The sequence below is a fragment of the Staphylococcus delphini genome (assembly GCF_900636325.1).
GTDB classification, from domain to species: Bacteria; Bacillota; Bacilli; order Staphylococcales; family Staphylococcaceae; genus Staphylococcus; species Staphylococcus delphini.
On sequence record NZ_LR134263.1, the window covers coordinates 982,465 to 1,008,957 of the forward strand.

The window sequence follows — 26,493 nt, forward strand, 5'->3', positions numbered from 1 at the left end:
GGGGGGAGTGATATGTCTGTATTAGCACTTAAAGATATCAGGTGTGAGATAGGTGGAAAATTATTATTTGAGGCGGATGATTTAACGATTGAGGAAGGCGATGTCATTGGCCTCATCGGAAAAAACGGGGCTGGAAAGACGTGTTTGTTAAAAATGTTATCAGGACAGTTAAGCGATTATACTGGCCATATTTCGGGCAATCTTCTGACTTATTTTAGTGAACTCTGTATAACGGAGGATATGACGCAAAGTGGTGGAGAATTAAGTATTTCAAATTTTCTTAACGCATTAAGACAGTCCGTGCCTCTCTATTTGTTGGATGAACCTACAACGTATTTAGATCAACAGCATATTAAAAAAGTAGTGAGAACGATTAAGCGCTCCCCATCTTCTTTTTGTATAGCGAGCCATGATCGGGCTTTTTTAGATGCAGTTGCAACTAAAATTTGGTTGATAGAGCAAGGAAAAATAACAGAATATCATGGTTCTTTTTCAGATTATATGCGAGAACGTATGATTCAATTATCTCAATATGAACATGACTTGAAACAATATCAGAAGGAAAAGAAGAAAATAAAACAATCACTTCAAATGATGAAAGAAAAGCAAAATCAGAAAAAGGGAAAACCTAAGAAGATGAGTGGCTCAGAATATCGTATTGCTGGTGTCAAAACGAAGATCGGTGTGAAACAAAAGAAACTCCAGAAGGGGATTACGCAACAACAAAATAGGTTAGAACAGTTAAAACAACCTGATCGCGTCGAAGATCAATATGATATTTCCTTTTTATCACAACTTCATCGTTTACCAAAAAGAAAAATCATCATTCCTAGTCACGAAGCGAAAATGGGTCAAAAAAGGTTGTGGCATACCCCAACTATCCATTTAAATAGTGGTGATAAATTAGGAATTATTGGTAGAAATGGTGTAGGCAAAACCACTTATTTAAATGACTTGGTTTCCGTTTTACCGTCTACATATAAAATTTGTTATTTTCGACAAAATCATTTTCAGTACTTAGACCCAAAGATGACAGTATTTGAAACGATTGTCGAAGCTACGAATGGTCATTTAAGCGAACATCATATTAGAACTTTATTGGCGTTGTTAGATTTTAAAAGAGACAAGGCATTCCGGTTAGTAGGAGATTTAAGCCAAGGGGAACGTGTGAAAGTTTCATTATTGTCGCTCTTAGTTGCTGAGTCTGATATTTTGATTTTAGATGAAATGACCAACTTTTTAGATATAAAAGCTATCGAAGCAGTAGAAAAGGTGCTTGCTGCATATTCAGGCATACTGATATTTGTGAGTCATGATCAGTATTTTGTGGAACATTTAGCGACTACAATTCTAGATATGGATACCTTTAAGAAATGTAGATTGTGATAGCGTTATGTAAATTTTTATAGACAATATCATTTGATGACAAGGCACTTATACGTTATAGGTGTCTTTTTTTGGTGCGCCCGGCATGGGTAACATCTTGACGGTGAAAGTCCGTTACAGGCTTGGTAGTAGGAACTGTTAGCGAAAGACAAGGGTGTCCATTGCGAAGTGGAATCTGAAGGAAGTCGGACGCAAACACTCGCACTGACGAACAGAAACATCATACTAAGGCTATGTAGAATGGACGAATCTGCCAAACAAGATGAAGTCCAATACTACCCGAGTTCTATATAGTCAATGATGCGGTGACATGAGTGGAAAGAGGTTACACCTTACCCGGGGAGGTCTCATCAGCGGTACTTCTATCGTAGTAACAACGAATGATGAGAAGTCAGCAGAAGTCATAGTAGGGAAAATGTACCGAAGGACTGAACAATATTCAATACAAAGTAAAGATTGGAGGTTATAGATTTACGACGTACAGAATACGGTTTAACCGGCAACTTGTGGAAGGATAAGTAGTGGAACGAAAAAAGAATACATAAGTGTGTACAGTGAATCTTAGGTGAAATGAAAGAAATGTATCGTAAGTCTCCATCATTGATGGAGCTCGTTGTAAGACCGAACAACATAGAAAAAGCTATCAAGAAGGTTAAGAAAAACAAAGGTGCTCCTGGAATTGACGGCATGAAAGTCAGCGAACTCCATGCTCACTTTGCGCAGTACTTTCCGCAGATAACGAAAAAACTGCTTGAAGGTACATCCCAACCTCAAGCAGTTCGAAAAGTTCAAATTCCCAAACCAAATGGGAAAATGCGTGTGCTTGGTATTCCTGTCGCTAGAGACAGAGTCATACAACAAGCCATTAGACAAGTGATTGAACCAGGCATTGACCGAACATTTTCAAACCATAGCCATGGTTTCAGACCGACTGCGGAAGCAAAAAGAAATTTAATACGCACCTTAAGGAAAATAACGAAACGAAATAGACCCAGTACCTTTAAAGAGATTATCACTGAAATTAACCAAGTGACGCGAGGTTGGATAAATTACTTTGGTAGAGGTTTTATCAGAGGATTTATTGAAACCACGCAAATCTTGGTTAAACCGCCGACTTAGACAACTCATTCTTAAACGGTGGAAAAGAGTTAGAACGAAATATAAGATGTTGCGTCAATATGGTCTTGACCATAGAAGTGCAATGAAAATCGCACAGTCTCGCAAGAAATACTGGCGGTTATCGAACACGCACGAGGTTCATCGTGCACTTACAACAAAACAACTCTACAAGTGGGGATTAATCCCATTAGCCCAGCTTGCAGAGTTGGCTTACGCAAGATATTGAACCGCCGAGTACGGAACCGTACGCTCGGTGGTGTGAGAGGACGAGTAGTCAATTAATGGCTATTCTCCTACTCGATTATGTAACATTGGGATTGAAATAGCATGACAGTCATTTCAGCTTGCTCACTTTTATTGTTTTAAACAGTATGGCTTTGCATGTTAAGTGTGATTACAGGGGAGTGCAAGGCAAGTCATTTTGATATCGTGCCGCTTTATCACACATTTGCATTTAAGTTGTATTCGAGGGTAAAGAAACTGTCAAATTTCTGAAAAGATCACATCTATAATGAATATGATAATTATCCACTCACATATGTTATACTAATTGTTCAAAATGAATGGTCTATTTAAAATAATCGAGGAGAACAAAAAATGTATAAAAAGTATGTAAATGCTATTCAGCTAGAGGGATTTGTCAAATTAATATGCATTCCAGTATTAATCGGGTTGGTCACGTTTTTATTACCATCACTGATAAGTCCGATGGTTGGATTATTAAAGGGCAATCCTACGTTTGAGATAGGTTCTGTAGCGAGCATTATAGGTATGTTAGTGGCTGTGATTCTCATGCCTATTGTGATGACGAAAGTGTCGAAAATTAAGCTGACCACACTGGGGATTACAAAAGAAAAGGCGATTACGCAAATCTTGATTGGGAGTGCGGTGGGGATTCTAGCACTCAGTTTCGTAGCGTGTGTCATCTTTTTGCTTGGCGGGATTAAAATCGAATCCAACAGTTTAATGCTCACCACTGGATTAATAGGGGGCTTATTCTTTTTTATTTTACAAGGGACTTGGGAAGAATTGATTTATAGAAGTTACCTCATGCCACACTTTTCCAAAAAATACGGTGATAAGATAGCGGTGATTGCGACCAGTGTGATATTTACATTAGGTCATGCATTAAATCCCAATATGCAAATTTTACCGGTGATGAATTTATTTATAGCTGGCGTCGTTTTTGCACTTGTATATTATTACAGCGGGAATTTGTTATTCGTAGGTGCACTTCACGGTTTATGGAATTTTTCTCAAGGCTATATTTTCGGTGCAGAAGTATCCGGAAACAGTATACCTGTAAGCTTATTTAAGTCTATTGCAATACCAGGTAAAGAGGTAATCTCTGGTGGTGACTTTGGGTTTGAAGGCGGGATAGTGACGACGATTGTAGGTTTGATTTTAATCATAGTTTTGACAACTTTAATCAAAAAAAGAAATACTGAGCGAGGCGCATAAGTTTACGGTAGAACGTAACATAATCGTCGGACGGGGCACTTATAGGGTATAGGTGCCTTTTTTACGCCTATCTTTATGTGTAAAATAGCCCTTGAATGCAAATCGACATTGAACGATATGCGTTGAAATGACCAGAATATTATACGCACATGCATACCATTGTGACATCTAAAGCGGGAAAGCGTCTTTTCGCTCTGACTAGAGAAACATTAAAATGTGATTTATGTCTCACCAAAATGGAAGTGATTTTTGAAGTCACGATAAGTTGAAAAAATGTCTATCAGCGCAATGTACAATAAGATTGAAACATTTCAAAATCTGATGAAAAGTGCTAAACTAGTAGCTGAAATGTGTCTTCAACGCCTCATGAATATGGAAGTGAAATGTACATTGTGATCGATGGGATAAATTTAGGGCTCAAGTCGCACAATTTGCTTGCATAGCTAGGGTATAATAAGAATGACCACGAAGCTAAACGATACATCATAAGAGGGTGAATGCATGTATAAAATTGATCTATTTCAAAATCAACAGATCATGAAACGTTTTTTATTACTTCAATTTATTGTCATTCTTGCGTTCATTGTATTAAGTTACAAATGGTCGATGGCGGCAATTTCATTACAAGAACAACGCTTTTCAACCAATCTTTTAATAGGAATCGTTGGTTTTTTAGTAATAGTGTTATGTCATGAAGGGATTAAGACGGTATTATTCAAAATGATGTCAGTGAAGACACGTCATTATCAGGTGAAAAACGGTGTCTTCTTAACATTTCTACCGCAATACTACTTTAACCGCATGACATTTGCTACTGTGATGTTAATGCCTATTGCGTTGGTTGGGATGTTGTTGTTTATTGTATTTATTAATATGCCCTATACGTCGATTATTTTTACGTTTGCGATTTATATGGGCTATAGCCTATTGTCGTTCTACTTAGTCTTTTTAGCGTTAAGAGATAAAAAAGCACAATATTTTGAAATGACTGAAGCAGGTTTAGTGGTTTATCGCAAAAAACCAGCTGAACGAACTGCACATTGATAGGATGGATCTTCCGCGTTTTTACTAGCGTGTGAAGGTTCTTTGTTTTTGAAAGGGAAATCAAAAGGTGGATAAAAATGAAGTGATAGAAAGGAGGGCTTTATGTGAAAGAACGGAGAATCATTCATATTGATATGGATTTTTTCTTTGCGCAAGTCGAAGTGAGAGATAATCCGAGTTTACGTGGCAAGCCGGTCATTGTTGGTGGTAAAGCGAGTGGACGTGGTGTTGTCTCTACAGCATCCTATGAAGCGCGTGCCTTTGGTGTTCATTCAGCTATGCCCATGGCGCGTGCTTATCAACTGTGTCCGAATGGTTATTATGTCACACCACGGTTTGAAGCCTATCGTGAAGTATCACAACAAATTATGGAAATTTTTAAAAGTTATACTGAACTGGTTGAGCCGCTTTCACTCGATGAAGCCTATCTAGATATTACAGAACTCGTTCGTCCAGACCTCCCAGCTTCAAAAATTGCGCAATATATTCGCCGAGATATTTATGATCAAACACAACTGACAGCGAGTGCAGGTGTATCCTATAATAAATTTTTAGCAAAGCTCGCAAGTGGAATGAACAAGCCAAATGGTCTGACGGTGATTGATTACCAAAATGTGCATGACCTATTAATGCAACTTGATATCGGTGACTTTCCAGGTATTGGTAAAGCGTCGAAAGAAAAAATGCATGCAAAAGGGATTTATAACGGGCAAGACTTATATGAAAAATCTGAGCGTGAACTGGTCTATTTATTCGGTAAACGAGGGCACCAGTTATATCAACGTGTACGCGGCTATGATGATAGAGAAGTGAAAGCCGAAAGAATTCGGAAAACTGTAGGGGCAGAACGGACATTTTCACTCGATACGAACGATGACGAAGAAATTTTACAAAAAATAGAAATGTTAAGTGAGAAAATTGCTCAGCGTCTCGAAAAAATGAATCAAGCAGGACGTACGGTCACAGTTAAAATTAAAACACATCGTTTCGAAAACTTTTCCAAACAACAAAGTTTAATCACGCCTGTCCGAGATGCCGATGAAATCTATCGCATTGCGTATGAATTATATTATGAATTGAAAGAAGCAGAGGTCCCGATTCGTTTAGTGGGTGTGACGGTAGGTGGTTTGCAAGATGCCTTTTTCAGAAACATGACGATTTATGACTTTTTATAGCATATCTTTATCAGTCAGTTGCTTGCCATAAACTTGGAGGACATTGTCAAGGCTAGGATAGTGTTTCAGCAAACGATACGTAATCATGGCACAGGCTTTCGCGTCATTTAAAGCATCGTGATGGCCATGAAAATCAAGATTGAAATGAGACATCATATGTTTTAAACCGTGACGACGTGCAGATACCGTCCGTTTTGCGAGTTGATATGAACAAAAGTAAGTCATTGGTGGCGTGATGAGTTTTTTCTGCTTGGATGCTGGCATGTAAGACTGACATATCAAAGGCGGCATTATGTGCAACGACTGGAAGATCACCTATAAATTGCATCATATAAGGATACACGTACGCAAAATCTGGCGACTGTTTTACGTCTTTTGCGTGAATACCGTGAACTTCGATATGACGTGCTGCAAAAAAGTCATTCGGATTCACTAACGTATAAAATGTTTCGACAATCTCATTCGCAACAACTTTCACCATACCGACTGAGCAAATACTTGTCCGTTTATAATTGGCAGTTTCAAAATCAAGCGCGACAAAACTATTTTCCGTCATAGCCATACATCCTTTCAAAATGATAGCTAAATATTAGCACATTTGGACGCGAGTTAAAAATAAGATGATGTCGAAGCGGTTTGTGGAAAAATGAATAAGATCTCATCCACAGTATTTGAAAACAATTAAGCAACGGGGGCAAGTTAAGTAAAACTTTGTCCAGTTTTGCATTCAATAGGGGATTTTTGACAGAAAGCCATGTTCTGCATTTGTAGGAATAAAGGCTAGGGAACAATGGCGTTTCCCTAGCCTTTAATGCGGAAAGTAAATCGAGTCTATAAGGATTGTTTATGCTTCAACTTCAAATTTACGTGCCGCTAATTCCTTTTCATAAAGATAAAGCGCATTTGAATCATCACCAATACGTTTTAAATAATCGATGTGTGTTTCAAACATTGACTCTTCTTCCACTTGTTCATCTAAAAACCAATTTAAAAATGAAATCGTCGCATAATCTTTATATTCATGTGCAATTTCAGATAAATCATAAAAGCGGTGTGTCACATCTTGCTCTTGTTTTAAACCATCTTCAAATGTTTCAAGAATGCTGTTGAACTCAACTTTTGGTGCGTCGAGTTGACTGAAAACAGCTTTTTCTCCACGGTCGTTAATGTAATCATAAATTTTTTGACCATGGAAACGTTCTTCTTTTGCCTGTTGGATGTAAAAATTCGCAAAGCCCTCGTACGAATGATAATCACAGTAAGCAGCCATCGCCATATAAGCATGTGCAGCAAAAAACTCATGGTTCATTTGACGATTTAATGCATTTAATAACTTTTCATTTAACATATCAATCACCCCTAAAATCTTTGGTATTTATTCATTGTACCCTATATTGTGAACAATATTCAAAAGAACGTTGTATTAAAAGGTTTTTTTTATCAAAATGCACATCGGTCGTCAGTCGATGTTGCGCAGTTATCTTTTTATTTGGTAATTTGTGTCACCATGATATAATATTGTAGGAAATCGGAGGAGAATGTTGAATATGAGACAATGGACAGCAATTAATATGGCAAAGCTCGCAAGAAAAGCAAGTCGTGCAACAGGGCGTAAAGGAACAGATTTACCAGGCCAAGTTGCGCGCAAAATTGATCAAAATATTTTACGTAAACTGGCTGGCCGTGTGGATGAAGTCGTTTTTGTTAGCGGTACAAATGGTAAAACAACGACATCGAACTTAATCGGTCATACGCTAAAAGCAAATCATATCGAAATTATTCATAACAATGAAGGTGCGAACATGGCTGCTGGGATTACTTCAGCTTTCATCGTCCAATCGACACCTCAAACGAAAATCGCCATCATTGAAATTGATGAAGGCTCTATTCCACGTGTTTTAAATGAAATGACACCCACAAAAATGGTATTTACGAACTTTTTCAGAGACCAAATGGACCGTTTTGGCGAAATTGATATTATGGTCAATGGCATTATTTCAGCCATTCAAAATAAAGGTATACAGTTATTATTAAATGCCGACGATCCATTTGTGACACGTTTAAAAATCGCAAGTGATCATGTCACATATTATGGTATGCAAGCCCATGCGTATGAATTTGAACAGTCCACGATGAATGAGAGTCGTTATTGTCCGAACTGTGGATCACTGCTGAATTATTCCCACATTCATTATAATCAACTCGGTCATTACACTTGTCATTGTGGCTTTAAGCGTGAGACACCACAATATGAAATTGCTTCATTTACTGTGGACCCATTTATTGAAATGACGGTCAATGATACGACGTTTAATATGAAAATTGCAGGTGACTTTAACGCATACAATGCACTTGCAGCCTATACAGTATTAAGAGAATTAGGTTTAAATGATGCATCGATTCGTAAAGGCTTTGAAACGTATACTTCAGATAATGGTCGTATGCAGTATTTCGAAAAAGGGCAGAAAAAGGCACTGATTAACTTGGCGAAAAACCCGGCTGGCATGAATGCATCGATTGCTATGGGTGAAAAGTTAGATGAATCAAAAGTGTATGTCTTGAGCTTGAACGACTTTGCAGCTGATGGTCGGGATACGTCATGGATTTATGACGCTGACTTTGAAAAGTTAAATGAGCAAACGATAGAAGCAATTATTGTGACAGGTTCACGTGCGGAAGAATTGCAATTGCGATTAAAACTTGCGGAAGTGACAGCACCGATTATTTTAGAAAAAGATATTCATAAAGCAACGGCGCTCACGATGGACTACAATAGCTTTACAGTTGCGATTCCGAACTACACGTCTTTAGCACCAATGCTTGAACAACTGAATCGTTCATTTAAGGAGGTCGATTAATATGCATGAACTCACTGTCTATCATTTTATGCCAGACAAACTCAATTTATATAGTGATATTGGCAACATTATGGCGTTAAAATATCGAGCCAAAAAACGTGGCATTCATCTTAATGTTGTCGATGTGAATGATACTGAAAACGTCGACCTTTCTAAAGCGGATATTTTCTTCATCGGTGGTGGAAGTGACCGTGAACAAAGTTTAGCAACGGAATCATTACGCAAAATTAAAACGGAATTGAAAGCAGCAATAGAAGATGGCTTACCGGGTCTCACAGTGTGTGGAGGCTACCAGTTTTTAGGGGAAAAATATATTACACCGGATGGCCAAGAACTCGAAGGCTTACACATTTTAGACTTTTATACAGAATCTAAAAAAGAACGTTTAACAGGTGATATCGTCATTGAAAGTGATACATTTGGCACTATCGTTGGTTTTGAAAATCATGGTGGTCGAACGTATCATGATTACGATACATTAGGCACTGTGACGCACGGTTACGGTAATAATGATACTGACTTTAAAGAGGGCATTCATTATAAAAACTTGTTAGGGACGTATTTACATGGGCCGATTTTACCGAAAAACCATGAAATGACGGACTATTTATTGAAAGCTGCCGCAGAACGAAAAGGCATTCCGTTCGAACCGTTGCATATTGATAACACTGAAGAAGAGCAGGCAAAACAAGTATTAGTGGATCGTGCGCGTAAGAGCAAATGAATCTAGCGGCTCGGACACAATTTTTGATGTATTTTTAATGATATTAAGCGAAACTTGCCTTTTGCCACCGGTAAGAAATAAGATATCGCGATTGCCCTTCTGGGTTCGCGTTCCCAGGGGCTGAACCTCCAACTAACCAACGCTTTGATTAAGCTGTTACATTTATGAAAGCGTTGGTGGATTTTCCGGTTCAGCTGATCCCTCGGGAGTCTCACCCGAATGGGCAATCTTGAATGAATAAGAGTGGGAAAAGGCAAGTTTCTGTTAGTCAATCAATTCATGCTATCAAAAATGGTGTCTTTTTTGGATGAGATATAGGGGGAGTTGTGGCTGAATATGGTTTGATACGGTGAACTAAAAATGGATTTTCGACTTCAGCTGATCCCTCAAGAGTCTCGTCCATTGGGGCAATTTTACGTTAATTGATAAAAGGCGGGCGGGGCAGGTTTGTGTGAATAAAGCGATTCAATACATCAAAAATTGTGTCTTTTTTCTTATAACTTTGAGTGTGCACTTAGAAGCTTTTTGGGACAGCAGTGTGTTGCGGTAGTGTCCATTATATAAAATACATATTTCAAAATGGAGTGAGCGATAGCAGTGCCTTGCTCTGTTTTTTTACGCTAAAGTAGAGAATAGAACTTGTTTTAAAGTTTTCGGGAAGGAACGCAAAAGAGGTCAGATTTTCATATAAACCAAAATTGTTATTCACTCGTATCACCGGAGCGAACAAACGTAAAGAGACTTTTAAATGACCCATTGCTGTTAGTCTCATTGAAAATAAAGTGTTTAAAAATTGAAAGAACAGGGGTAGGACATTGAGTTTCCGAGCCCCTCTCCTACGATGAACGAAAAGCAAAATATAGAAATATAAAATTAATTAAGGTGAATGGAGATAAAAATTTTTGATTGTTTCATCTTATCAGCTCGTTTCATTGATTCACAGCATTTAAGTTCAAATTGCTAAAATGGACGAGACTCCTGAGGAATCAGACGCAGCCGAAAATCCGCCAACGCTTCATTCATATTTAACAGTTCAATAAAGCGTTGGCTAGTTGAGGCAAGTCCCCTAGGAACGCGAGTCCATGATAGCAATTATGAGAATTTAAAAAGGTGATGAATGAGGCAATTAGATGAAAATGCATCAATGGCATCAAAATCTTTATGTCCCATTCCCGGTTCATTATATAAAAAGTGTATGAAAGGTTCGCACTCACTTTTATACACTCTATTTGACTTTGTAACGCAACAGTAAAATACGATAAATTAACAAAATCTCATAAATGGTATGACTTTTAACTTGATTGTCATCAAACTCATTCAAACCTTTCACTGAGTTCTTCAATGTCGAGGCTGCTTTTTTCTCCGGCTTAAATGTGCCACAATTAAAAATTTGATCCATCCGCTGTGATATCGAAATCATCGCGATTTTCTCTTCGTCCGTAAAAATCATCATTGCATCATTTGGTAAATAAATAATATTCGATAAATGTGTAATCATCAGTCGATTTTCATGCGCGCGATTCGTCAACCGTCTTAAACGCAACCATTCGTCGGATTGACTGCGACTTTTATGATAATTCAATTCATCTTTTTGGTATCCGAGTAATTCCTCAATCCGTGCGTTCAATACATGCAATTTTTGAACCGCTTGATCACTTTTTTTAGAGTGAAATAAGCCGATGACCAGTTCTTTCATCCGCGTATCAAATAGATGATAAATTTCACGTTCTGATTTTTCAATAAGGACATCGATTTGGTCGTAATATTTCGGTGGCAAAATGATGAAGTTCACCAGTCCTGCTGTACCTAATCCTATGAAGGCTGTTAATAAGCGTGAAAAAAAGTTAAAATAATAATCTTCGTGTATATCTGGAATCATTGCTAAAGCGGTAAGTGTCGCCACTGTGATCCCGACGTGTAAGTTCAACCGAATACAAAGTAAGATCGTTAAAGTTGCAGTTAAACCATAAGTGAGCGCCGAGTCATCACCTAAAAAGTAAGTGCAGACGACAGCAATAAATGCACCAATGACTGTGGCTGGGAGTCGTTTGTAACCTTTGCGAATGGAAGCTTTGACAGTGGGTTCAATCGTTACGACGGCTGATAAAATTGCAAAAATAGGGTTGAGATCGAGTGACAAACAAAAAAGGGCAGTAAGAAAAGTAGCTAACCCTGTTTTAAGCGTCCGTGCACCGACTAAATTTTTATACCATTTATCCTTCATAGTTCGTATCTCCTGTTTCGTAGTTCATTATTAGTATATCAAAATTTTTTTGTTATAATAAGGACTGTATAAACTTTTAGAAGGAACGGGATAACAATGATAGTAAAAACAGACGAAGAATTACAGGCATTAAAAGAAATAGGCGCGATTTGTGCTGAGGTTCGTGATACAATGCGTGAAGCGACTAAGCCAGGCGTGACAACGAAAGAGCTCGACCAAATCGCTAAAGATATGTTTGAACAAGCGGGTGCGATTTCTGCCCCGATTCATGATGAAAATTTCCCTGGACAGACTTGTATTAGTGTGAATGAAGAAGTCGCACATGGGATTCCAAGTCAACGTGTCATTCGTGAAGGTGACTTGGTGAATATTGACGTCTCAGCATTGAAAAATGGTTATTACGCGGATACGGGTATATCTTTCGTTGTAGGTGAAACGAGTGAGCCGATGAAGCAAAAAGTATGTGACGTTGCAGAAGAAGCTTTTGAAGCCGCAATGAAAAAAATTAAGCCAGGTTCTAAAATCAGTCAAATTGGGAAAGCCGTCCATGCTGTGGCGCGTAAAAATGATTTGACAGTCATTAAAAACTTAACAGGTCACGGTGTTGGTCAATCTTTACACGAAGCACCTGCGCACATTTTAAATTATTTCGATCCACATGAAAAATTGTTGTTAAAAGAAGGGATGGTCCTTGCTGTTGAGCCGTTCATTTCTTCTAATGCGACATATGTTACTGAAGGTAAAAATGAGTGGGCATTTGAAACGAAAGATAAAAGTTATGTCGCTCAAATCGAACATACTGTCATTGTGACAAAAGACGGTCCTGTACTCACAACAAAAATCGACCGTGATGCATAGTTTCGGACTTAAGTCTTAATGGGAAATGGTTCTGTAGCCTATTATCAAGGTTATAGAACCATTTTATAATAGGGGTAATGTTAGAGGTGATTCTAAAATGTTACAACTATTGAAAAGCTATTTTGAAAAGTTTTTTCGTGAGGTTTATCAGCAACTGTTTCATCAATACTTGAATCGATTAGATATTAAAATTCAAAACATTGACTGTGCAATGGCTTATATCGAACGCAAAAAATGTCAAATGCGGATGATGATTGACAGAAGAACGATTGAATTAGAAAATAAATATATCGACTTAATGAATGAATATCATCTCTCAAGTGCGAAAGTGATTGAGGGTGGAGACATCAATTCGATTAAAAGTGATCTGAATGAAATTGAAAAAGAGTATGCGCAATTGGAAAATTACTTCCTCAAGTTAAGAGAAGATAAAGGTTTGATAAAAAGGGAATGTGATTTTGTTCAATCTTTAATGTATGCATACTAGAAAGGTGGAAATATGACACAAAAATATATTTCGACCGAATTACTCATTATTTTTACTGCGCTGATGATTATTGCCAACCTGTACTATATCTTTTTTGAGAAAATCGGGTTCCTCTTCGTTTTATTATTAGGCAGTATTTTAATGTATGTCGGTTATATTTACTTTCATAAAGTGCGCGGATTACTATTCTTTTGGATAGGCGCATTAATGATTTTATTTACATTATTATCAAATAAATACACACTCGTGATACTATTTTTGTTTATGATTATCGTTTCAGTGCGCTATGTGATCTACAAAAGACGACCACTTGAAATATTATCAACAGAAGACACTGCGCAAACGCCCTCATTCATTAAACAAAAATGGTTTGGCGAACAAAAAACACCAGTCTATGTTTATAAATGGGAAGATTTGCAAATTCAACATGGCATTGGTGACGTTGTTGTGGACATGACGAAAGCGGCGAATTTAAAAATGCAAAACCATGTCGTCATTCGTCACATCGTAGGTAAAGTGCAAGTCGTGGTGCCGCTCAATTATAATGTGAATTTGAATGTGGCTGCATTTTACGGCAATGTCACTTTAGATCAACAGCGTTTTAAAGTTGAGAATAATAACATTTTAATGCAATCGCAACATAAACCAGAAAACTATACCGTCAACATCTTCGTCTCAACATTTATAGGTGATGTTGAGGTGGTTTATCGATGAATCACTACGTCCGAGCGATAGGTTCGATGCTCATTCTCGTATATAGTATGCTCACCGCGTTTTTCTTTATCGATAAAGTGTTTACCAATATTATTTTCTTTCAAGGCATGTTTTATACACAAATTTTAGGGATTCCTGTTTTTATCTTTTTAAATTTAGTCGTCATTTTTTTATGTATTATCGTGGGCAGTGTGTTAGCTTATAAAATCAATCAACAAAATGATTGGGTGAAGCAACAAATCGTTCGTGCTTTCGAAGGCGAAACAGTGGGAATCAATGATCAACAACTTGAGCTGTATAATGAAACGATTGAATTGTACCAAGCGCTCGTCCCATTGAATCAAGAACTGCATAAAATGCGGATTAAAACACAAAATTTAACGAATGAAACGTATAATTTAAATGATTTGAAGGTGAAAAAGATTATAGAAGATGAACGGCAGCGTTTAGCACGAGAATTGCATGATAGTGTGTCGCAACAACTTTTCGCGGCAAGTATGATGTTGTCTGCAATCAAGGAAACAGATTTAGCTCCACCGTTAGACCAACAAATTCCAACGTTAGAAAAAATGGTGCAAGACTCACAACTTGAAATGCGTGCACTGTTACTTCATTTAAGACCTATAGGATTGAAGGATAAATCGTTAGGTGAGGGGATAAAATCGCTCGTGACGGATTTACAACGCAAAGTGCCCATTAAAGTCGTGCAAGAAATTGATGAGTTTGAAGTCCCTAAAGGTATTGAGGATCACCTTTTTAGGATTACCCAAGAAGCGATTTCCAATACGTTACGACATGCTGAGGGAACGCAAGTAACAGTAGAATTACTTAACCGCAATGATTATTTATTGTTGCGTATACAAGATGACGGCATTGGATTTAATGTCGATGATAAATTAGAACAAAGTTATGGATTAAAAAATATGCGTGAACGTGCAATAGAGATTGGTGCCACGTTTCATATCGTCTCATTACCTGATGCAGGGACGAGAATAGAAGTGAAAGCACCACTTGAAAAGGAGGAACAGCATGACAATTAAAGTATTATTTGTTGATGATCATGAAATGGTACGTATAGGGATTTCAAGTTATTTATCAACACAACCCGATATCGAAGTGGTGGGGGAAGGCGCCTCAGGTAAGGAAGCGATCGCAAAAGCCCACGAACTGAAACCGGATTTAATTTTAATGGATTTAGTGATGACGGATATGGACGGCGTGGAAGCGACAATGCAAATTAAGAAAGATCTGCCACATATTAAAGTCGTAATGCTGACGAGTTATATTGAAGATAAAGAAGTGTATCGTGCATTAGATGCCGGTGTCGATAGTTATATTTTAAAAACGACAAGTGCTAATGATATTGCGGAAGCGGTACGTAAAACGAGTCGTGGTGAGTCTGTATTTGAAGCGGAAGTATTAGTGAAAATGCGCAATCGAATGAAGCAACGTGCGGAGTTATATGAGTTGTTGACTGAGCGCGAGATGGAAATTTTGTTATTGATTTCAAAAGGCTATTCGAACCAAGAAATTGCGAGTGCGTCACATATTACCATTAAGACGGTAAAGACGCATGTGAGTAATATTTTAAGTAAACTTGAAGTGCAAGACCGTACGCAAGCAGTCATTTATGCTTTCCAACATGGGCTGATTGAGTAGGATTTTATATGTAGATCCAGTTGAAAGTTAGGAAGAGTATATTTAGGGTAAACGAACCATTCCGTGTTTTAGGGGGGGCAATATCGTCTTACTGAAATAAGATGCACATAGGGGTGAACATTGCCCTCTTACCTTGCGCTTGTTCGTGCAAGATTGCGAATGGACGAGACACCCGAGGGACACGTATATCAATTCGAACAAGAAGATTTTGACTGAAATTTTGGCCAATGTTAAACGTAGTAGCTGTCAAGATGGCAAGGAATGGATACACCGGGAAATTGATGAATGGTGTCTCAAGAGCAAAAAAATAAGTTGAAATGCGATTAAATGTTTTGCTGACGTTATATGAGTCGATTAAATGGGAATGTCCTCTTTCCTTACTTCTGTCCATGCAAGATTGGCGGATGGACGAGACTCCCGAGGGAATGCGTGCATACTGCTGACAGTCGCTTCTTTACTTTAATAGTGGTTGCTGTTTATCGCACTAGCTGTCTGACTTCTCAATGTTTGCACTTTTGAGAAGTCTAGTCAGCCTTGCGGGGGCAGTACGACGAAATCTTTGTTACACATGAGATTTCTGTACTGCTCCCAAAATCCACGATGAATGGGTGCGCTGGGAATCAATAAACGGTGTTCCAAAAGCAGGATTTTCGACAGAACTCCCGCGATTTCGGCAAAATTTGGAAATCAATTTTGCTCATCGCTCGGTTCTGCTCAAATCCTAAGCGCTTTTGTCACAACCTCCCCTCAGCCCTGGGAACGCGAGTCCAAGACGGCAATCGTATGCATGTGAAATGTTCAAAATGGAAAGAGTGAAAGTTCAACTAAAATAAAGCATCAATCATTGTGTATGTCACAATGATTGATGCTTCTTATAAAAACTTATTTTGATTGTGCTTGCGCGCGTTCATAACCATTATGCACAAGGTCTAATTCACCAGTATGCGGATCAATAACAAGACCATGAACAGGCACTTTATTATCAAATAACGGATGTTCATAAATCATTTCAATGTTGTGTTTTACATTATCATAAACATCGTCAAAGCCTTTTAAAAAGTTGGAGACATCGATGCCAGAATAATTAAGAATATCGATGACTTGCTGGTCGACACCACGCTGTTGCATCGTTGTCATCACTTCTTCGACATTAATATTCCCCATACCGCAGTCTTTATGTCCCATAATAATAATTTCTTCAGCCCCTAATGCATAGATGCCTACGAGTAAACTTCGCATTGTTGAACCAAATGGATGACTAATCGTAGCCCCTGCATTTTTAACGACCTTTAAATCCCCGTTATTGAAACCGAGTGCTTTCGTTGATAAATCTTGCAAGCGTGTATCCATACAAGTGAGTAATACCGCTTTTTTTGAAGGTGTTTTACTTGTTGAATAAGCTTCGTATGCTTTATTCGCTACAAATTCTTCGTTGTATTCTAAAATGTGTTCTAGTAATGTCATTAGACTTCCTCCCAAGATTGGTACAGGGTTGATTAATCTTCTGTTGTTTTAATATGCTTTGAACGACCTGTATTCGTACGTTCGACTGTTTCTGGTTCTTTGTATTGTGGTGCACGGTCTGTTGCTGCTGTCGCGTCATGTGTTGATTCATAAGCCGTGTTTTGTGCGTTCTCTTTATGGCGTGTGTCGTTTGTTTCTTGATGATCATCCGCTTGTTTATCGTCTTTTTCGCCATAATTATTATGTGCTTCAGCGAGTGCTTCTTCGTCTTGTGCTTCAAGTTCATCATATGTTTCTTCTTCAGGTGTTTTGCCTTTAATGACTTTACGTTGATGAACAATCGCATTAATTTCAGCACCAATAATTAAAATAAAGCCAGTGATGTACAACCATAACATTAAGACGATGACGCCTCCGATACTGCCATATGTTTTAGAGTAGTTGGCAAAGTTTGAAACGTAAAAACCAAATGCCAATGAACCTAAAATCCATACAATCGTTGAGAACAGGGCACCAGGAATAACCGATTTAAATCGAATTTTCACATTTGGTGCTAACGTATAAATAATTGTAAAGACAATCAGTACAGCTAATACAGGAAGGGCAGTACGTAACAGACTAAACACCCAACGGACTTGCTCGTCAAGGCCTAATGGTCCGAATAATAAGTTACCGATTTGCTCACCAAACGTAAATAAGACGAGTGTGAGTGGTAACGTAATCCCAATTAATAATGTAAAGAAAATCGCTAACAACTTCGATACGACAAAGTTACGGCTATCTTCAACATCATATGCAACGTTAAAAGCATTCATCATCGCAGTCATTCCGTTAGATGCTGTCCACAATGCCAAGATCAACCCGACTGAGAGTAGGCCACCACTTGCATTACCCATGACATCATCAATAATACCGGTAATGATGGAAGACGTTTCTGCAGGTGCATTGTTTGAAATTTGTGCTGTAATCGTATCGCGATCAATGTTAAAGAGTGGAACGAGTGATAAGATGAAAATCAACATTGGGAAAAGCGACAACATAAAGTAGTAAGCAAGTTGTGCGGCTAATCCAGATGCGTCATCTTTTCCAATACGATAAATTAAGTAGCTAAAAAAGTTCGGACGATCTGTATATTTAGCTGGTTTGTTAATTCTTGAAACGAAAAATGTTTGATTTTCTTTCGGTGCTTCTTTCGATTGAAACGGTTGAGGTTTTACGAATTTGTGCTTCTCGTCTGTTTCACCTGTCGCATCTCCTTTTCGATCAGGAGAAGGCGTTTCTTCTTTTTGATTTTGCTCATGATCGTCATTAGAAATTGTATTTTTGACTTTATCAATAAAGCCTTTGGACTGTTGTTCGTTTTGAGACATAGCTAAACTCCTTATCTTAAAAATTAAAAGGGGCAATCTACAAGGCATCATAAAATGTGCATTGAAATTGCCCCAGGGTATGACAGACGACATCAAACTTATGAACGACATATAGCGTCAATGCATTGAAATGTGAACGTATCGATGTGAGTCATATGAGCTGTTCATACTTAAGCTGTCATTGTCATCCAACAATTGATCTAAAAATGATTAAATTAAAGACCAATTTGTTTGTTGTTTTTGCGTTCCATAAACGTATCTTTTGCATTGCGTAAAGAACGTTCTAATTCTGGATTGTTACGACGAATTTCGTCAAACGTATTTTTCCAGTATAATACTTCATCTTTCACTTGAGTGAACTTAGAAGGTTGGCTTGAACGTTGACCTGTTTTAATGTTGTTCACTGAAGTTTTCACAGAACGACGTGTGTTTTTGTCGATTAACGCAATCGCACCGCCGACTGTAGCCCCAATTAAGATTCCAGGTAATAATTTGTTTTGCATAATGATGTTACCCCTTTCGCGTGTCTTTAAGAATATAGTCTATTAAATGATCCGTAGATGATTGAATCATTTCATAAACACCTTCAAAATTATTTGTGTAATATGGGTCTGGAACGTCTGTTTCCTCCATATCACTGAATTCAAGCAATTTGAACAACTTTCCTTTAAGATGAGGATTAATGTCTTTTATATTATCTACATTACTTTGATCCATTGCAATAATGTAATCAAAATCATCCGTTTCTGTAAATAATTCGCTAATCATCCCATCGAAAGGAATGTCATGTGCTTTTAAAATCTTTTGTGTACCTTGATGAGGGGGTTCACCTAAATTCCAGCGACCTGTCCCTCTCGAGTATACTTCAATGTCGTCAATATTGCGATCCTTTAGACGTTGACGCATGATTGCCTCAGCCATAGGAGATCGACAAATATTACCTAAACATACAAAAGCAACTGTTGTCATGTAGATAACCTCCATGTTCTAAATCTATATGCCCATTTTAGCCTTTTTTAAAACAATTCGAAAGTGATAGCGACAAAAATTTTTCAAATATTCATCACTTTGATAAAATATTGGAGACGAAAGGATGAGATAAATGTCAAAAACTATTGAAGAAATGATTATAGAAATACGCGATCGTTTGAATTTAGTGAACCCCGGATTAATTGATCCTGAAAACTATAGTGAAAATGATCGTGAAGATATAGAAGATATACATGCGTTTGTCACTTCGAAACGTGACTTTACACCACGTGAAATGACAGGTATTACTGAAGCATTAGGTGATATTCGCAAGTAATTCGAATTGGGAGGTTATTTTATGACAACTGAGAAACGATTACAACAATACGCTAAATTACTCGTACGTGTGGGGATGAATGTGCAACAAGGCCAACCTGTATACATTCGCACATCTGTAGAAACCGTGGACTTCACACGTTTAATTGTAAAAGAAGCTTATGCAGCGGGAGCCTCAGATGTAAGAGTGAAATATGAGGATCCTCAAGTTAAACCTCTAACATACGAAAATGAGCCGACTTCATTTTTTGAGCAAGAGGTTAAAGACTATGATGTAGACGAACGCATGGATTACGTGAACCGTGGTGCATGTATGTTAGCACTCTTATCAGAAGATCCAGATTTACTAAATGGCATTGCTTCTGACAAATTAAAGGCGGCACAACGTCAATATGCAAAAGCTTTTAAACCATATATGATTGCAGCACAAAAAAATAGTTTCCCGTGGCTTGTCGCAAGTTATCCTTCTCAAGCATGGGCAAACCGTGTGTATCCTGACTTAAATGATGAAGAAGCGATGGCGCGATTTTTAGAAGATATTTTAAGCATTGTACGCGTCGATGGCAATGACCCAATCGAAAACTGGGAAAAACATGCGCAAAACTTAAAAGCACGTGCAGCGATGTTAAACGAAAAAGCTTATACAGCGCTTCATTTCGTTTCAGAAGGGACAGACTTACATATTGGCTTACCGAAAGGCCATATTTGGGAAGAACCGATGAGCTATACAGAAAAAGGACAAGGCTTTATTGCTAACATTCCAACTGAAGAAGTGTTCACTGCACCAGATTGCAACAACGTCAACGGCTATGTCACAAATAAATTACCGCTCAGTTATAACGGCACCATTATTGACGGTTTCAAATTAACGTTTAAAGAGGGTGCTGTCGTTGATTTTGAAGCGGCACAAGGAGCAGCGGTGTTAGCAGACTTACTAGACACGGACGAAGGGGCACGTCGTTTAGGAGAGGTCGCATTAGTGCCAGATGATTCACCGATTTCAAATAAAAACACGATTTTCTTTAATACATTATTTGATGAAAATGCATCATGTCATATCGCGTTAGGTGCCGCATATGCGTTTAATTTGCAAGGTGGGACTGAAATGACGGCTGAAGAACTGAAAGCCCATGGTTTGAATGATTCATTAACACATGTGGACTTTATGATTGGTAGTAGTGACCTTAATATTTACGGTGTACTTGAAGATGGGACAGAAGAACAAGTATTTAAAGACGGAAATTGGGTCAATTAAACATATTGAGGTGACGACATGGCAAAAATAGATAAAAAAGCGATGCAAGATTCGAAAGTATATAAATCGAGACAAGTATTTCCACAAGATACTAATCATCTCGGGACGTTGTTCGGTGGTACAATGATGGCGAATATTGATGAAATTGCGGCAATTTGTGCAATGAAACATGCGAATCAAACTGTCGTGACGGCTTCTACAGATTCAGTAGACTTTTTAAAACCGATTCGTAATGGCGACATTTTAACGTATATTGCGATGGTTTCGTATTCAGGCAGTTCATCAATGGAAGTTTGTGTTCAAATTTTAATTGAAGATATTCCGAACAATAAGCAGGAGTTAGCAGCACTCAGTTTTCTAACTTTTGTCGCATTAGATGATGATGGCAAGCCAACAAAAGTGCCTGCAGTATATCCTGAAACGGAAGCAGAAAAATGGTTTCACGAAACAGCTGAAGCCCGCGTAGCACGTCGAAAAGCAAGACGTCAAGAAAGTAAACAAACACTGCAATTTATTTCAGAATTAGAATTTAAGCAATAAACAATAGAAATCAAATTAGACTTTAAAACTTGTGATGTTAAATTTTTGAAGCTGCTGGTGTCGCTTTTTTGTTTGATTTTTCTTTCCCTATGATTTGTGGGTTTTTGATTGCACCCATGGCTTCCCATAAGTTTTAAAAATAAAAACATCAACAAGTTATAGTTGACAGTACTAAAATTTCACTATCAAACTAAATGGTGTGATTCAGATGACACTAATGATACTTTTGTACATCACCATGAAATTAAAGGGAAATGACGAAATCAAAAATAAGATATAAAATGATTTAAAAGTAAACCTTTTAACCTAACTCTTTGCTTTCATATAATTGTCCGATATAATTTAGGTATAAATTTCCGGTAACCAATCCGGCTGTAAATTACATTTCCGGTAACCAATCCGGCTGGCCAGATGTCATTCATCTGGCCTTTTTTAACTTCATCACTTAAGAATCTCGGCCATTTTTACATTTCGAACTTAAAAGTTGATAATCAATGGCGAGTTTATAAAATGAAAAAATCAAAAATTTTGAGTCCTATTCAACTTAATTCATTTTACATTTCCATATTTTTAATCATTAAGAAAGGCTGGGAGACGTCACTGCTTCCCAGCCATTTTTCGTACGTATCTATTCGTTATTGATTAAAAAGGGTGTGCATTTTTGCTTCTTGAGCCTTGAAATCAACATTGGGATAATACATATTTTTAACAAGAATGTTCGGTCCAAGACATTCAAATGTTGGACAATGACAATTAATCGCCTGAGCTAACGGACTGTCCAACCATCTTTGGAAGACATCCGTCAATTGATCATGACGAATATTAGAAATTGTACCTGTTTCATCACCAAAGTCTGTCACAATGACGTTTCCTGTAAACACATTCACATTTAAACGACTGCGACCATCAGGGTCATTACGCATCGTTACATTCGGTGCCTGTTTTAACTTTTGACGTAACTTCGCGTCTGCTTCGTCTTGCAAACAAGGGAATATCGGCAATGTTCCAAACAACATCCACGTATTTGGATCACGGACATCTAATAAATGTGAAATGGCTGCTTTCATCGTTTTCAAATCGAGCACTTCCAATTGGCTCGCAAAATCAGCAGGGTACATCGGATGAATTTCATGACGTTGACATTTCATATCATTCACGACTTCGCGATGAATAGCCGTGAGATGTGGATAGGTACTTTTGTTTAACATCGTTTCTGCTGAGACGAACATGCCTTGCTCACTTAAAGTATGCGCGTTTGAAACCATTTGTTCATACAATTTCAATTTCGCTTTTAATGGTGGTTGCTTTTCCATCGCACCAAAACCGACTTCAGTAAAGGTATCAATCGTGCCCCAATTGTGTGAAATATGAAGCACATCAATATATTCTGCAATGTCCAAATAACGGTCTAACGGTAAAGTTAAATTCGAATTCAATTGGACATATATACCACGTTGATAAGCGTACTTTAATAATGGTTTAACTACTTCACGAATTGATTTTTTTGAAAACATGGGCTCGCCACCCGTAATAGAAATCGTACGTAACGTTGGAATTTCATCTAAACGTTGTAAAATTAATGACATCGGTAATGTATCGGGGTCTTTCGTCTGCAATGTATAGCCCACAGCACAATGACTACAACGCATATTACACAAATTCGTTGTCGTAAATTCAACGTTGCTCAGCGTCAATTGACCGTATTGTTCTATATCTGTATAAGGCTCCCACGGGTCATTAAATATTGAAATAGGCTCCTTTTGGGTCGTTAACATTTTTAAAAACTCCTCATCTTAAAATACATGATCATTTGATATTTACCATTGAGGAAAATCAAATTCATGTTAATATAACTATGACAACTGCAATTATAAAGGAGAATCGTAAAGTATGAAAGAGCCACAAACTATGAATCAAGTGAAAGAGAGACTTTCTCAATTTTTAGAAGAGATTGAACATGCGGATCCGAACGAGGTGGATGTCGCGGATATCGACGAATGGATTCACTTATTAGACCAACTTGAAGCGAAAGTGAATCAATTACGTAAATAAATATGGGTCAATATGTTTGAACGATTGACTCTGGGGTATACAGTGAAATAGATATTTAAAAGAAAGGTGATGCAAATTATGGCAAAAGTAGCTGTATTATTAGCAGACGAATTTGAAGATGTTGAATTCACTAGCCCCAAAGAAGCACTTGAAGAAGCGGGCCATGAAACGGTAGTCATTGGTACAACTGCCAATGCTGAAGTTGTAGGTAAACACGGGACTAAAGTGACTGTGGATGTATCTATTGCTGATGCAAAACCAGAAGATTATGATGGTTTATTATTACCAGGTGGATTCTCACCAGATTTATTACGTGGTGATGCAGAACAAAGATTTGGTACTTTCGCGAAATATTTCTTAAAAGAAGATTTACCATCATTCGCTATTTGCCACGGACCACAAATTTTAATCGACACTGACGAGTTAAAAGGTCGTACTTTAACTGCTGTGCTTAATGTACGTAAAGACTTATCTAACGCAGGTGCAAACGTTGTTGACGAATCTGTTGTTGTTGATAAAAAATTAGTAACAAGTCGTACACCTGATGACTTAGATGACTTTAATAGAGAAATTGTAAATCAATTTAAATAATATGTGATTGATTGAGAGCGAGCGCTAGAATTTCTAGTGTTCGCTTTTTTAATATGTCTTGTTTTTGATACATACGGCATGCATTGGTAAACAGTAACCACTTGTAATGTTAAATGTCGTTACTTTGCTTTCAATATAACCCCTTAGGCGACTTGTACACATTCAATATGGTGTGATATGTATTTGGGGAAATGGATAGCTTCTAAAAGCGCAATAAAAAACAGCACAGGTGACTTCACCCATGCTGCTTGAATATTGAACGTAACTTATAAGAAACGTCTTACTGCAGTTGTTAATGATGGCATTTCATTAAAGATAAATTTGCGGTCTTCTGTTAAGCTACGGTATGCCCATTTTGCATAATTCATCGCTTGTTCAGGTACGATTTTACCTGGAAGTGGTGCAGCATTTTTATCTACATACACATTAACGATTGTCGGTTTGTGTTGTTGTACTGCTGTTTGTACGATTGAATCGATGTCTTTCGGATCTTTTAATGTGTAACCGACACCGCCACAAGCTTCTGCAAATTTCGCGAAGTCAATATCACTAAAGTCAATACCGTACTCTAATTCACCTGCTTCTTGTTGTTCATATTTAATAAATGACAGTTCGCTATTATTAAGGACGAACAACACCATTGGTAAATTGTATTGTACCGCTGTTGAAAAGTCTTGCATGACCATTTCGAACGCACCGTCACCTGTAATACCGATGACTTGGCGGCCAGGGAAGGCGATACGTGATGCGATAGCTGTTGGAAGGGCACAACCCATTGTACCGAGCCAGCTTGAAATGATGAAGTGGTTGTTCACACCTAAATTCAAGTAACGTGTTGACCATACAGTTGATGTACCCACGTCAGCTGCAATGACCGTATCATCAGTCATGACTTTATTTATCGCATCCATCAATCGTTCAGGACGGATTGGTGTAGCATCATTATTTTTATCTTCAGTCATCCAACCTTTCCAAGTCTCACGATGGTCTAACATTTCATTCAAGAATAATCGTTTTTCGACAGGTTGAATTGCGTCTGTCAATGCGCGTAATGCCAATTGACTGTCCCCAACGATAGGTGCATCGACATCGAAGCGGTGACCGATAGCTTCTGGATTTTCATCGATTTGAATCGCTGGAATGTTTTTCTTCGGTAAATAATCCACATACGGATAGTTCGTGCCTGCTAAAATAAGCAAGTCCGCATTTTGCATAGCTTGGTAAGAAGGTTTTGAGCCAATTTTACCGAGGTTACCGAGATTATAAGGATGGTCATCGCCTACAATCGTTTTCGATGGCAACGTCACGATAGTTGGAATCTTACCTTTTTCAATGAATTCACGCACTTCTGCTTTCGCATGGTCTGTCCCTTTACCGACTAAAATGACAGGGCGCTTACTTTCATTAAATAATTGTGCAGCACGTTGAATTTCGTGATTTAAAGGCTGACGACGTTCTGGTACATAAGGTTCAACTTCTGTAGGGAAATTGTCCTCAACTTTTGTATTTAAAATATTGTTTGGTAAAGTCAGCACTGCAACCCCTTTTTCACGGTATGCGGTACGAATCGCTTCGTCAACAATTTCGAAAATACGTGTCGCATCGCTGTCTTTCAATTGATAGTTGTAAACTGCAACATCTTCAAATAATTTTGGTAAGTCCACTTCTTGGAATGCTTTTGTGCCAAGTTTATGACTGTCTGCTTGTCCTGATAATACAAGTTGTGGCACATTGTCCATTTTCGCATCATACATCCCGTTTAACAAATGGATGGCACCAGGTCCACCGATTGCAAGTGAGACTGCAATTTTACCAGTTAATTTAGTATAAGCGGCTGCTGCAAGACTTGCGACTTCTTCGTGACGTACGTGAATAAAGTCAATGTCGTTTTCAGCTGCTTTTAATCCATCGACAACAGCATCGATAGAGTCACCTGGAATCCCATAGACATGGTCAATATCCCATGCCTTTAACGCTCTTACTAAAGCCATATTTGCTTTTACTTTTCCCATAATAATAATTACTCCTTCTGTTTGATTCTCTTTGTGACAGTTACATACCCATTTTTCCACGTTCAGTAACAATCTTCAATGTTCGTGCTCAAGCTCGTTCTACAGACTGATTTTTGCCGAAACATATAGCATAATTTTGAAGGACTTGGTAAACTCACATTATTAAGTGATTTGAAAATGAGAAAGTAGGTCAAC

Annotated in this window: 24 protein-coding genes and 2 pseudogenes; 17 read left to right on the plus strand and 9 right to left on the minus strand. The window is 37.9% G+C overall.

What is annotated here, in order from left to right; translation table 11 throughout:
* The first annotated feature begins 12 nt into the window (after positions 1 to 12).
* From EL101_RS04435 to dinB, 5 genes and pseudogenes are all read left to right on the plus strand, one after another.
* Complete coding sequence (locus EL101_RS04435; protein ID WP_164715567.1) at positions 13 to 1,386, plus strand: ATP-binding cassette domain-containing protein; 1,374 nt, start codon at positions 13 to 15, stop codon at positions 1,384 to 1,386.
* Positions 1,387 to 1,965: 579 nt separating this feature from the next.
* Positions 1,966 to 2,731, plus strand: a pseudogene (locus tag EL101_RS04445) (group II intron maturase-specific domain-containing protein).
* 371 nt (positions 2,732 to 3,102) lie between these two features.
* On the plus strand, positions 3,103 to 3,966 hold the full coding sequence (locus tag EL101_RS04450) for a CPBP family intramembrane glutamic endopeptidase (protein WP_096597665.1): 864 nt from the start codon (positions 3,103 to 3,105) through the stop codon (positions 3,964 to 3,966).
* Between the two features lie 501 nt (positions 3,967 to 4,467).
* Entirely contained in the window at positions 4,468 to 5,010 is a 543-nt protein-coding gene (locus EL101_RS04455; protein WP_096597667.1) for a metalloprotease family protein, read from the plus strand.
* 104 nt (positions 5,011 to 5,114) lie between these two features.
* Complete coding sequence (dinB, locus tag EL101_RS04460) at positions 5,115 to 6,185, plus strand: DNA polymerase IV (RefSeq protein WP_096542437.1); 1,071 nt, start codon at positions 5,115 to 5,117, stop codon at positions 6,183 to 6,185.
* Here the strand turns inward: dinB and EL101_RS04465 are convergent.
* Together EL101_RS04465 and EL101_RS04470 are read right to left on the minus strand one after the other, a co-directional pair.
* A pseudogene (locus EL101_RS04465) lies at positions 6,180 to 6,741 on the minus strand (3'-5' exonuclease). The gene dinB and the pseudogene EL101_RS04465 overlap by 6 nt on opposite strands.
* Before the next feature lie 288 nt (positions 6,742 to 7,029).
* The gene (locus tag EL101_RS04470) at positions 7,030 to 7,533 is read right to left on the minus strand and encodes a ferritin (protein WP_019166456.1); all 504 of its coding nucleotides are present in this window, start codon (positions 7,531 to 7,533) and stop codon (positions 7,030 to 7,032) included.
* 199 nt (positions 7,534 to 7,732) lie between these two features.
* Here EL101_RS04470 and murT point away from each other — a divergent pair, with 199 nt between their 5' ends.
* Positions 7,733 to 9,043, plus strand: coding sequence for a lipid II isoglutaminyl synthase subunit MurT (gene murT, locus EL101_RS04475; RefSeq protein ID WP_096597669.1), 1,311 nt, complete (start codon positions 7,733 to 7,735; stop codon positions 9,041 to 9,043).
* Position 9,044: 1 nt separating this feature from the next.
* Positions 9,045 to 9,767 carry a lipid II isoglutaminyl synthase subunit GatD gene (gatD, locus tag EL101_RS04480; protein WP_096597671.1) on the plus strand — a complete coding sequence of 241 codons (723 nt, stop codon included), beginning with the start codon at positions 9,045 to 9,047 and terminating at the stop codon, positions 9,765 to 9,767.
* 1,225 nt (positions 9,768 to 10,992) lie between these two features.
* Here gatD and EL101_RS04485 read toward each other — a convergent pair.
* Positions 10,993 to 11,991 (minus strand): FUSC family protein, encoded by a 999-nt coding sequence (locus tag EL101_RS04485; protein ID WP_096542445.1) that lies wholly within the window; start codon positions 11,989 to 11,991, stop codon positions 10,993 to 10,995.
* A gap of 96 nt (positions 11,992 to 12,087) precedes the next feature.
* On the opposite strand from EL101_RS04485, the gene map reads away from it, so the two are divergent.
* From map to vraR, 5 genes are all read left to right on the plus strand, one after another.
* On the plus strand, positions 12,088 to 12,849 hold the full coding sequence (gene map / locus EL101_RS04490; protein WP_019166460.1) for a type I methionyl aminopeptidase: 762 nt from the start codon (positions 12,088 to 12,090) through the stop codon (positions 12,847 to 12,849).
* A gap of 97 nt (positions 12,850 to 12,946) precedes the next feature.
* Positions 12,947 to 13,336, plus strand: a complete 390-nt coding sequence (locus EL101_RS04495; protein ID WP_096597673.1) for a hypothetical protein — start codon at positions 12,947 to 12,949, stop codon at positions 13,334 to 13,336.
* Positions 13,337 to 13,348: 12 nt separating this feature from the next.
* Positions 13,349 to 14,050, plus strand: coding sequence for a cell wall-active antibiotics response protein VraT (gene vraT / locus EL101_RS04500; protein WP_096597675.1), 702 nt, complete (start codon positions 13,349 to 13,351; stop codon positions 14,048 to 14,050).
* On the plus strand, positions 14,047 to 15,090 hold the full coding sequence (vraS, locus tag EL101_RS04505) for a sensor histidine kinase VraS (RefSeq protein WP_019166463.1): 1,044 nt from the start codon (positions 14,047 to 14,049) through the stop codon (positions 15,088 to 15,090). The genes vraT and vraS overlap by 4 nt, the downstream gene beginning before the upstream one ends.
* Positions 15,080 to 15,709: a response regulator transcription factor VraR gene (gene vraR / locus EL101_RS04510; RefSeq protein WP_014613482.1), complete on the plus strand. Its 630-nt coding sequence runs from the start codon at positions 15,080 to 15,082 to the stop codon at positions 15,707 to 15,709. The genes vraS and vraR overlap by 11 nt, the downstream gene beginning before the upstream one ends.
* An 882-nt stretch (positions 15,710 to 16,591) precedes the next feature.
* Here vraR and EL101_RS04515 read toward each other — a convergent pair.
* The 4 genes from EL101_RS04515 to EL101_RS04530 form a co-directional block, all read right to left on the minus strand.
* The gene (locus tag EL101_RS04515; protein WP_096597677.1) at positions 16,592 to 17,173 is read right to left on the minus strand and encodes a beta-class carbonic anhydrase; all 582 of its coding nucleotides are present in this window, start codon (positions 17,171 to 17,173) and stop codon (positions 16,592 to 16,594) included.
* Positions 17,174 to 17,205: 32 nt separating this feature from the next.
* Positions 17,206 to 18,543: a YihY/virulence factor BrkB family protein gene (locus EL101_RS04520; RefSeq protein ID WP_096597679.1), complete on the minus strand. Its 1,338-nt coding sequence runs from the start codon at positions 18,541 to 18,543 to the stop codon at positions 17,206 to 17,208.
* Positions 18,544 to 18,758: 215 nt separating this feature from the next.
* The gene (locus EL101_RS04525) at positions 18,759 to 19,046 is read right to left on the minus strand and encodes a YtxH domain-containing protein (RefSeq protein ID WP_014613485.1); all 288 of its coding nucleotides are present in this window, start codon (positions 19,044 to 19,046) and stop codon (positions 18,759 to 18,761) included.
* Between the two features lie 7 nt (positions 19,047 to 19,053).
* Positions 19,054 to 19,512 carry a low molecular weight protein-tyrosine-phosphatase gene (locus EL101_RS04530; protein WP_019166466.1) on the minus strand — a complete coding sequence of 153 codons (459 nt, stop codon included), beginning with the start codon at positions 19,510 to 19,512 and terminating at the stop codon, positions 19,054 to 19,056.
* A gap of 133 nt (positions 19,513 to 19,645) precedes the next feature.
* On the opposite strand from EL101_RS04530, the gene EL101_RS04535 reads away from it, so the two are divergent.
* The 3 genes from EL101_RS04535 to EL101_RS04545 are packed head-to-tail and all read left to right on the plus strand — an operon-like array spanning position 19,646 to position 21,643.
* Positions 19,646 to 19,849, plus strand: coding sequence for a DUF1128 family protein (locus EL101_RS04535; RefSeq protein WP_019169369.1), 204 nt, complete (start codon positions 19,646 to 19,648; stop codon positions 19,847 to 19,849).
* A 21-nt stretch (positions 19,850 to 19,870) separates the two neighbouring features.
* Positions 19,871 to 21,103 (plus strand): aminopeptidase, encoded by a 1,233-nt coding sequence (locus EL101_RS04540; RefSeq protein WP_096597681.1) that lies wholly within the window; start codon positions 19,871 to 19,873, stop codon positions 21,101 to 21,103.
* Positions 21,104 to 21,121: 18 nt separating this feature from the next.
* Entirely contained in the window at positions 21,122 to 21,643 is a 522-nt protein-coding gene (locus tag EL101_RS04545; RefSeq protein ID WP_014613489.1) for an acyl-CoA thioesterase, read from the plus strand.
* A gap of 635 nt (positions 21,644 to 22,278) precedes the next feature.
* Here the strand turns inward: EL101_RS04545 and yfkAB are convergent.
* Positions 22,279 to 23,418 carry a radical SAM/CxCxxxxC motif protein YfkAB gene (yfkAB, locus tag EL101_RS04550; protein ID WP_096597683.1) on the minus strand — a complete coding sequence of 380 codons (1,140 nt, stop codon included), beginning with the start codon at positions 23,416 to 23,418 and terminating at the stop codon, positions 22,279 to 22,281.
* Positions 23,419 to 23,533: 115 nt separating this feature from the next.
* Between yfkAB and EL101_RS13210 the strand changes: the two genes are divergently transcribed.
* Entirely contained in the window at positions 23,534 to 23,695 is a 162-nt protein-coding gene (locus EL101_RS13210; RefSeq protein WP_019166471.1) for an SE1561 family protein, read from the plus strand.
* A gap of 75 nt (positions 23,696 to 23,770) precedes the next feature.
* Positions 23,771 to 24,286, plus strand: a complete 516-nt coding sequence (locus tag EL101_RS04555; RefSeq protein WP_096542479.1) for a type 1 glutamine amidotransferase domain-containing protein — start codon at positions 23,771 to 23,773, stop codon at positions 24,284 to 24,286.
* A gap of 266 nt (positions 24,287 to 24,552) precedes the next feature.
* Here the strand turns inward: EL101_RS04555 and EL101_RS04560 are convergent, their stop codons facing one another.
* Positions 24,553 to 26,298, minus strand: coding sequence for a pyruvate oxidase (locus EL101_RS04560; protein WP_096597685.1), 1,746 nt, complete (start codon positions 26,296 to 26,298; stop codon positions 24,553 to 24,555).
* Positions 26,299 to 26,493 lie beyond the last annotated feature (195 nt).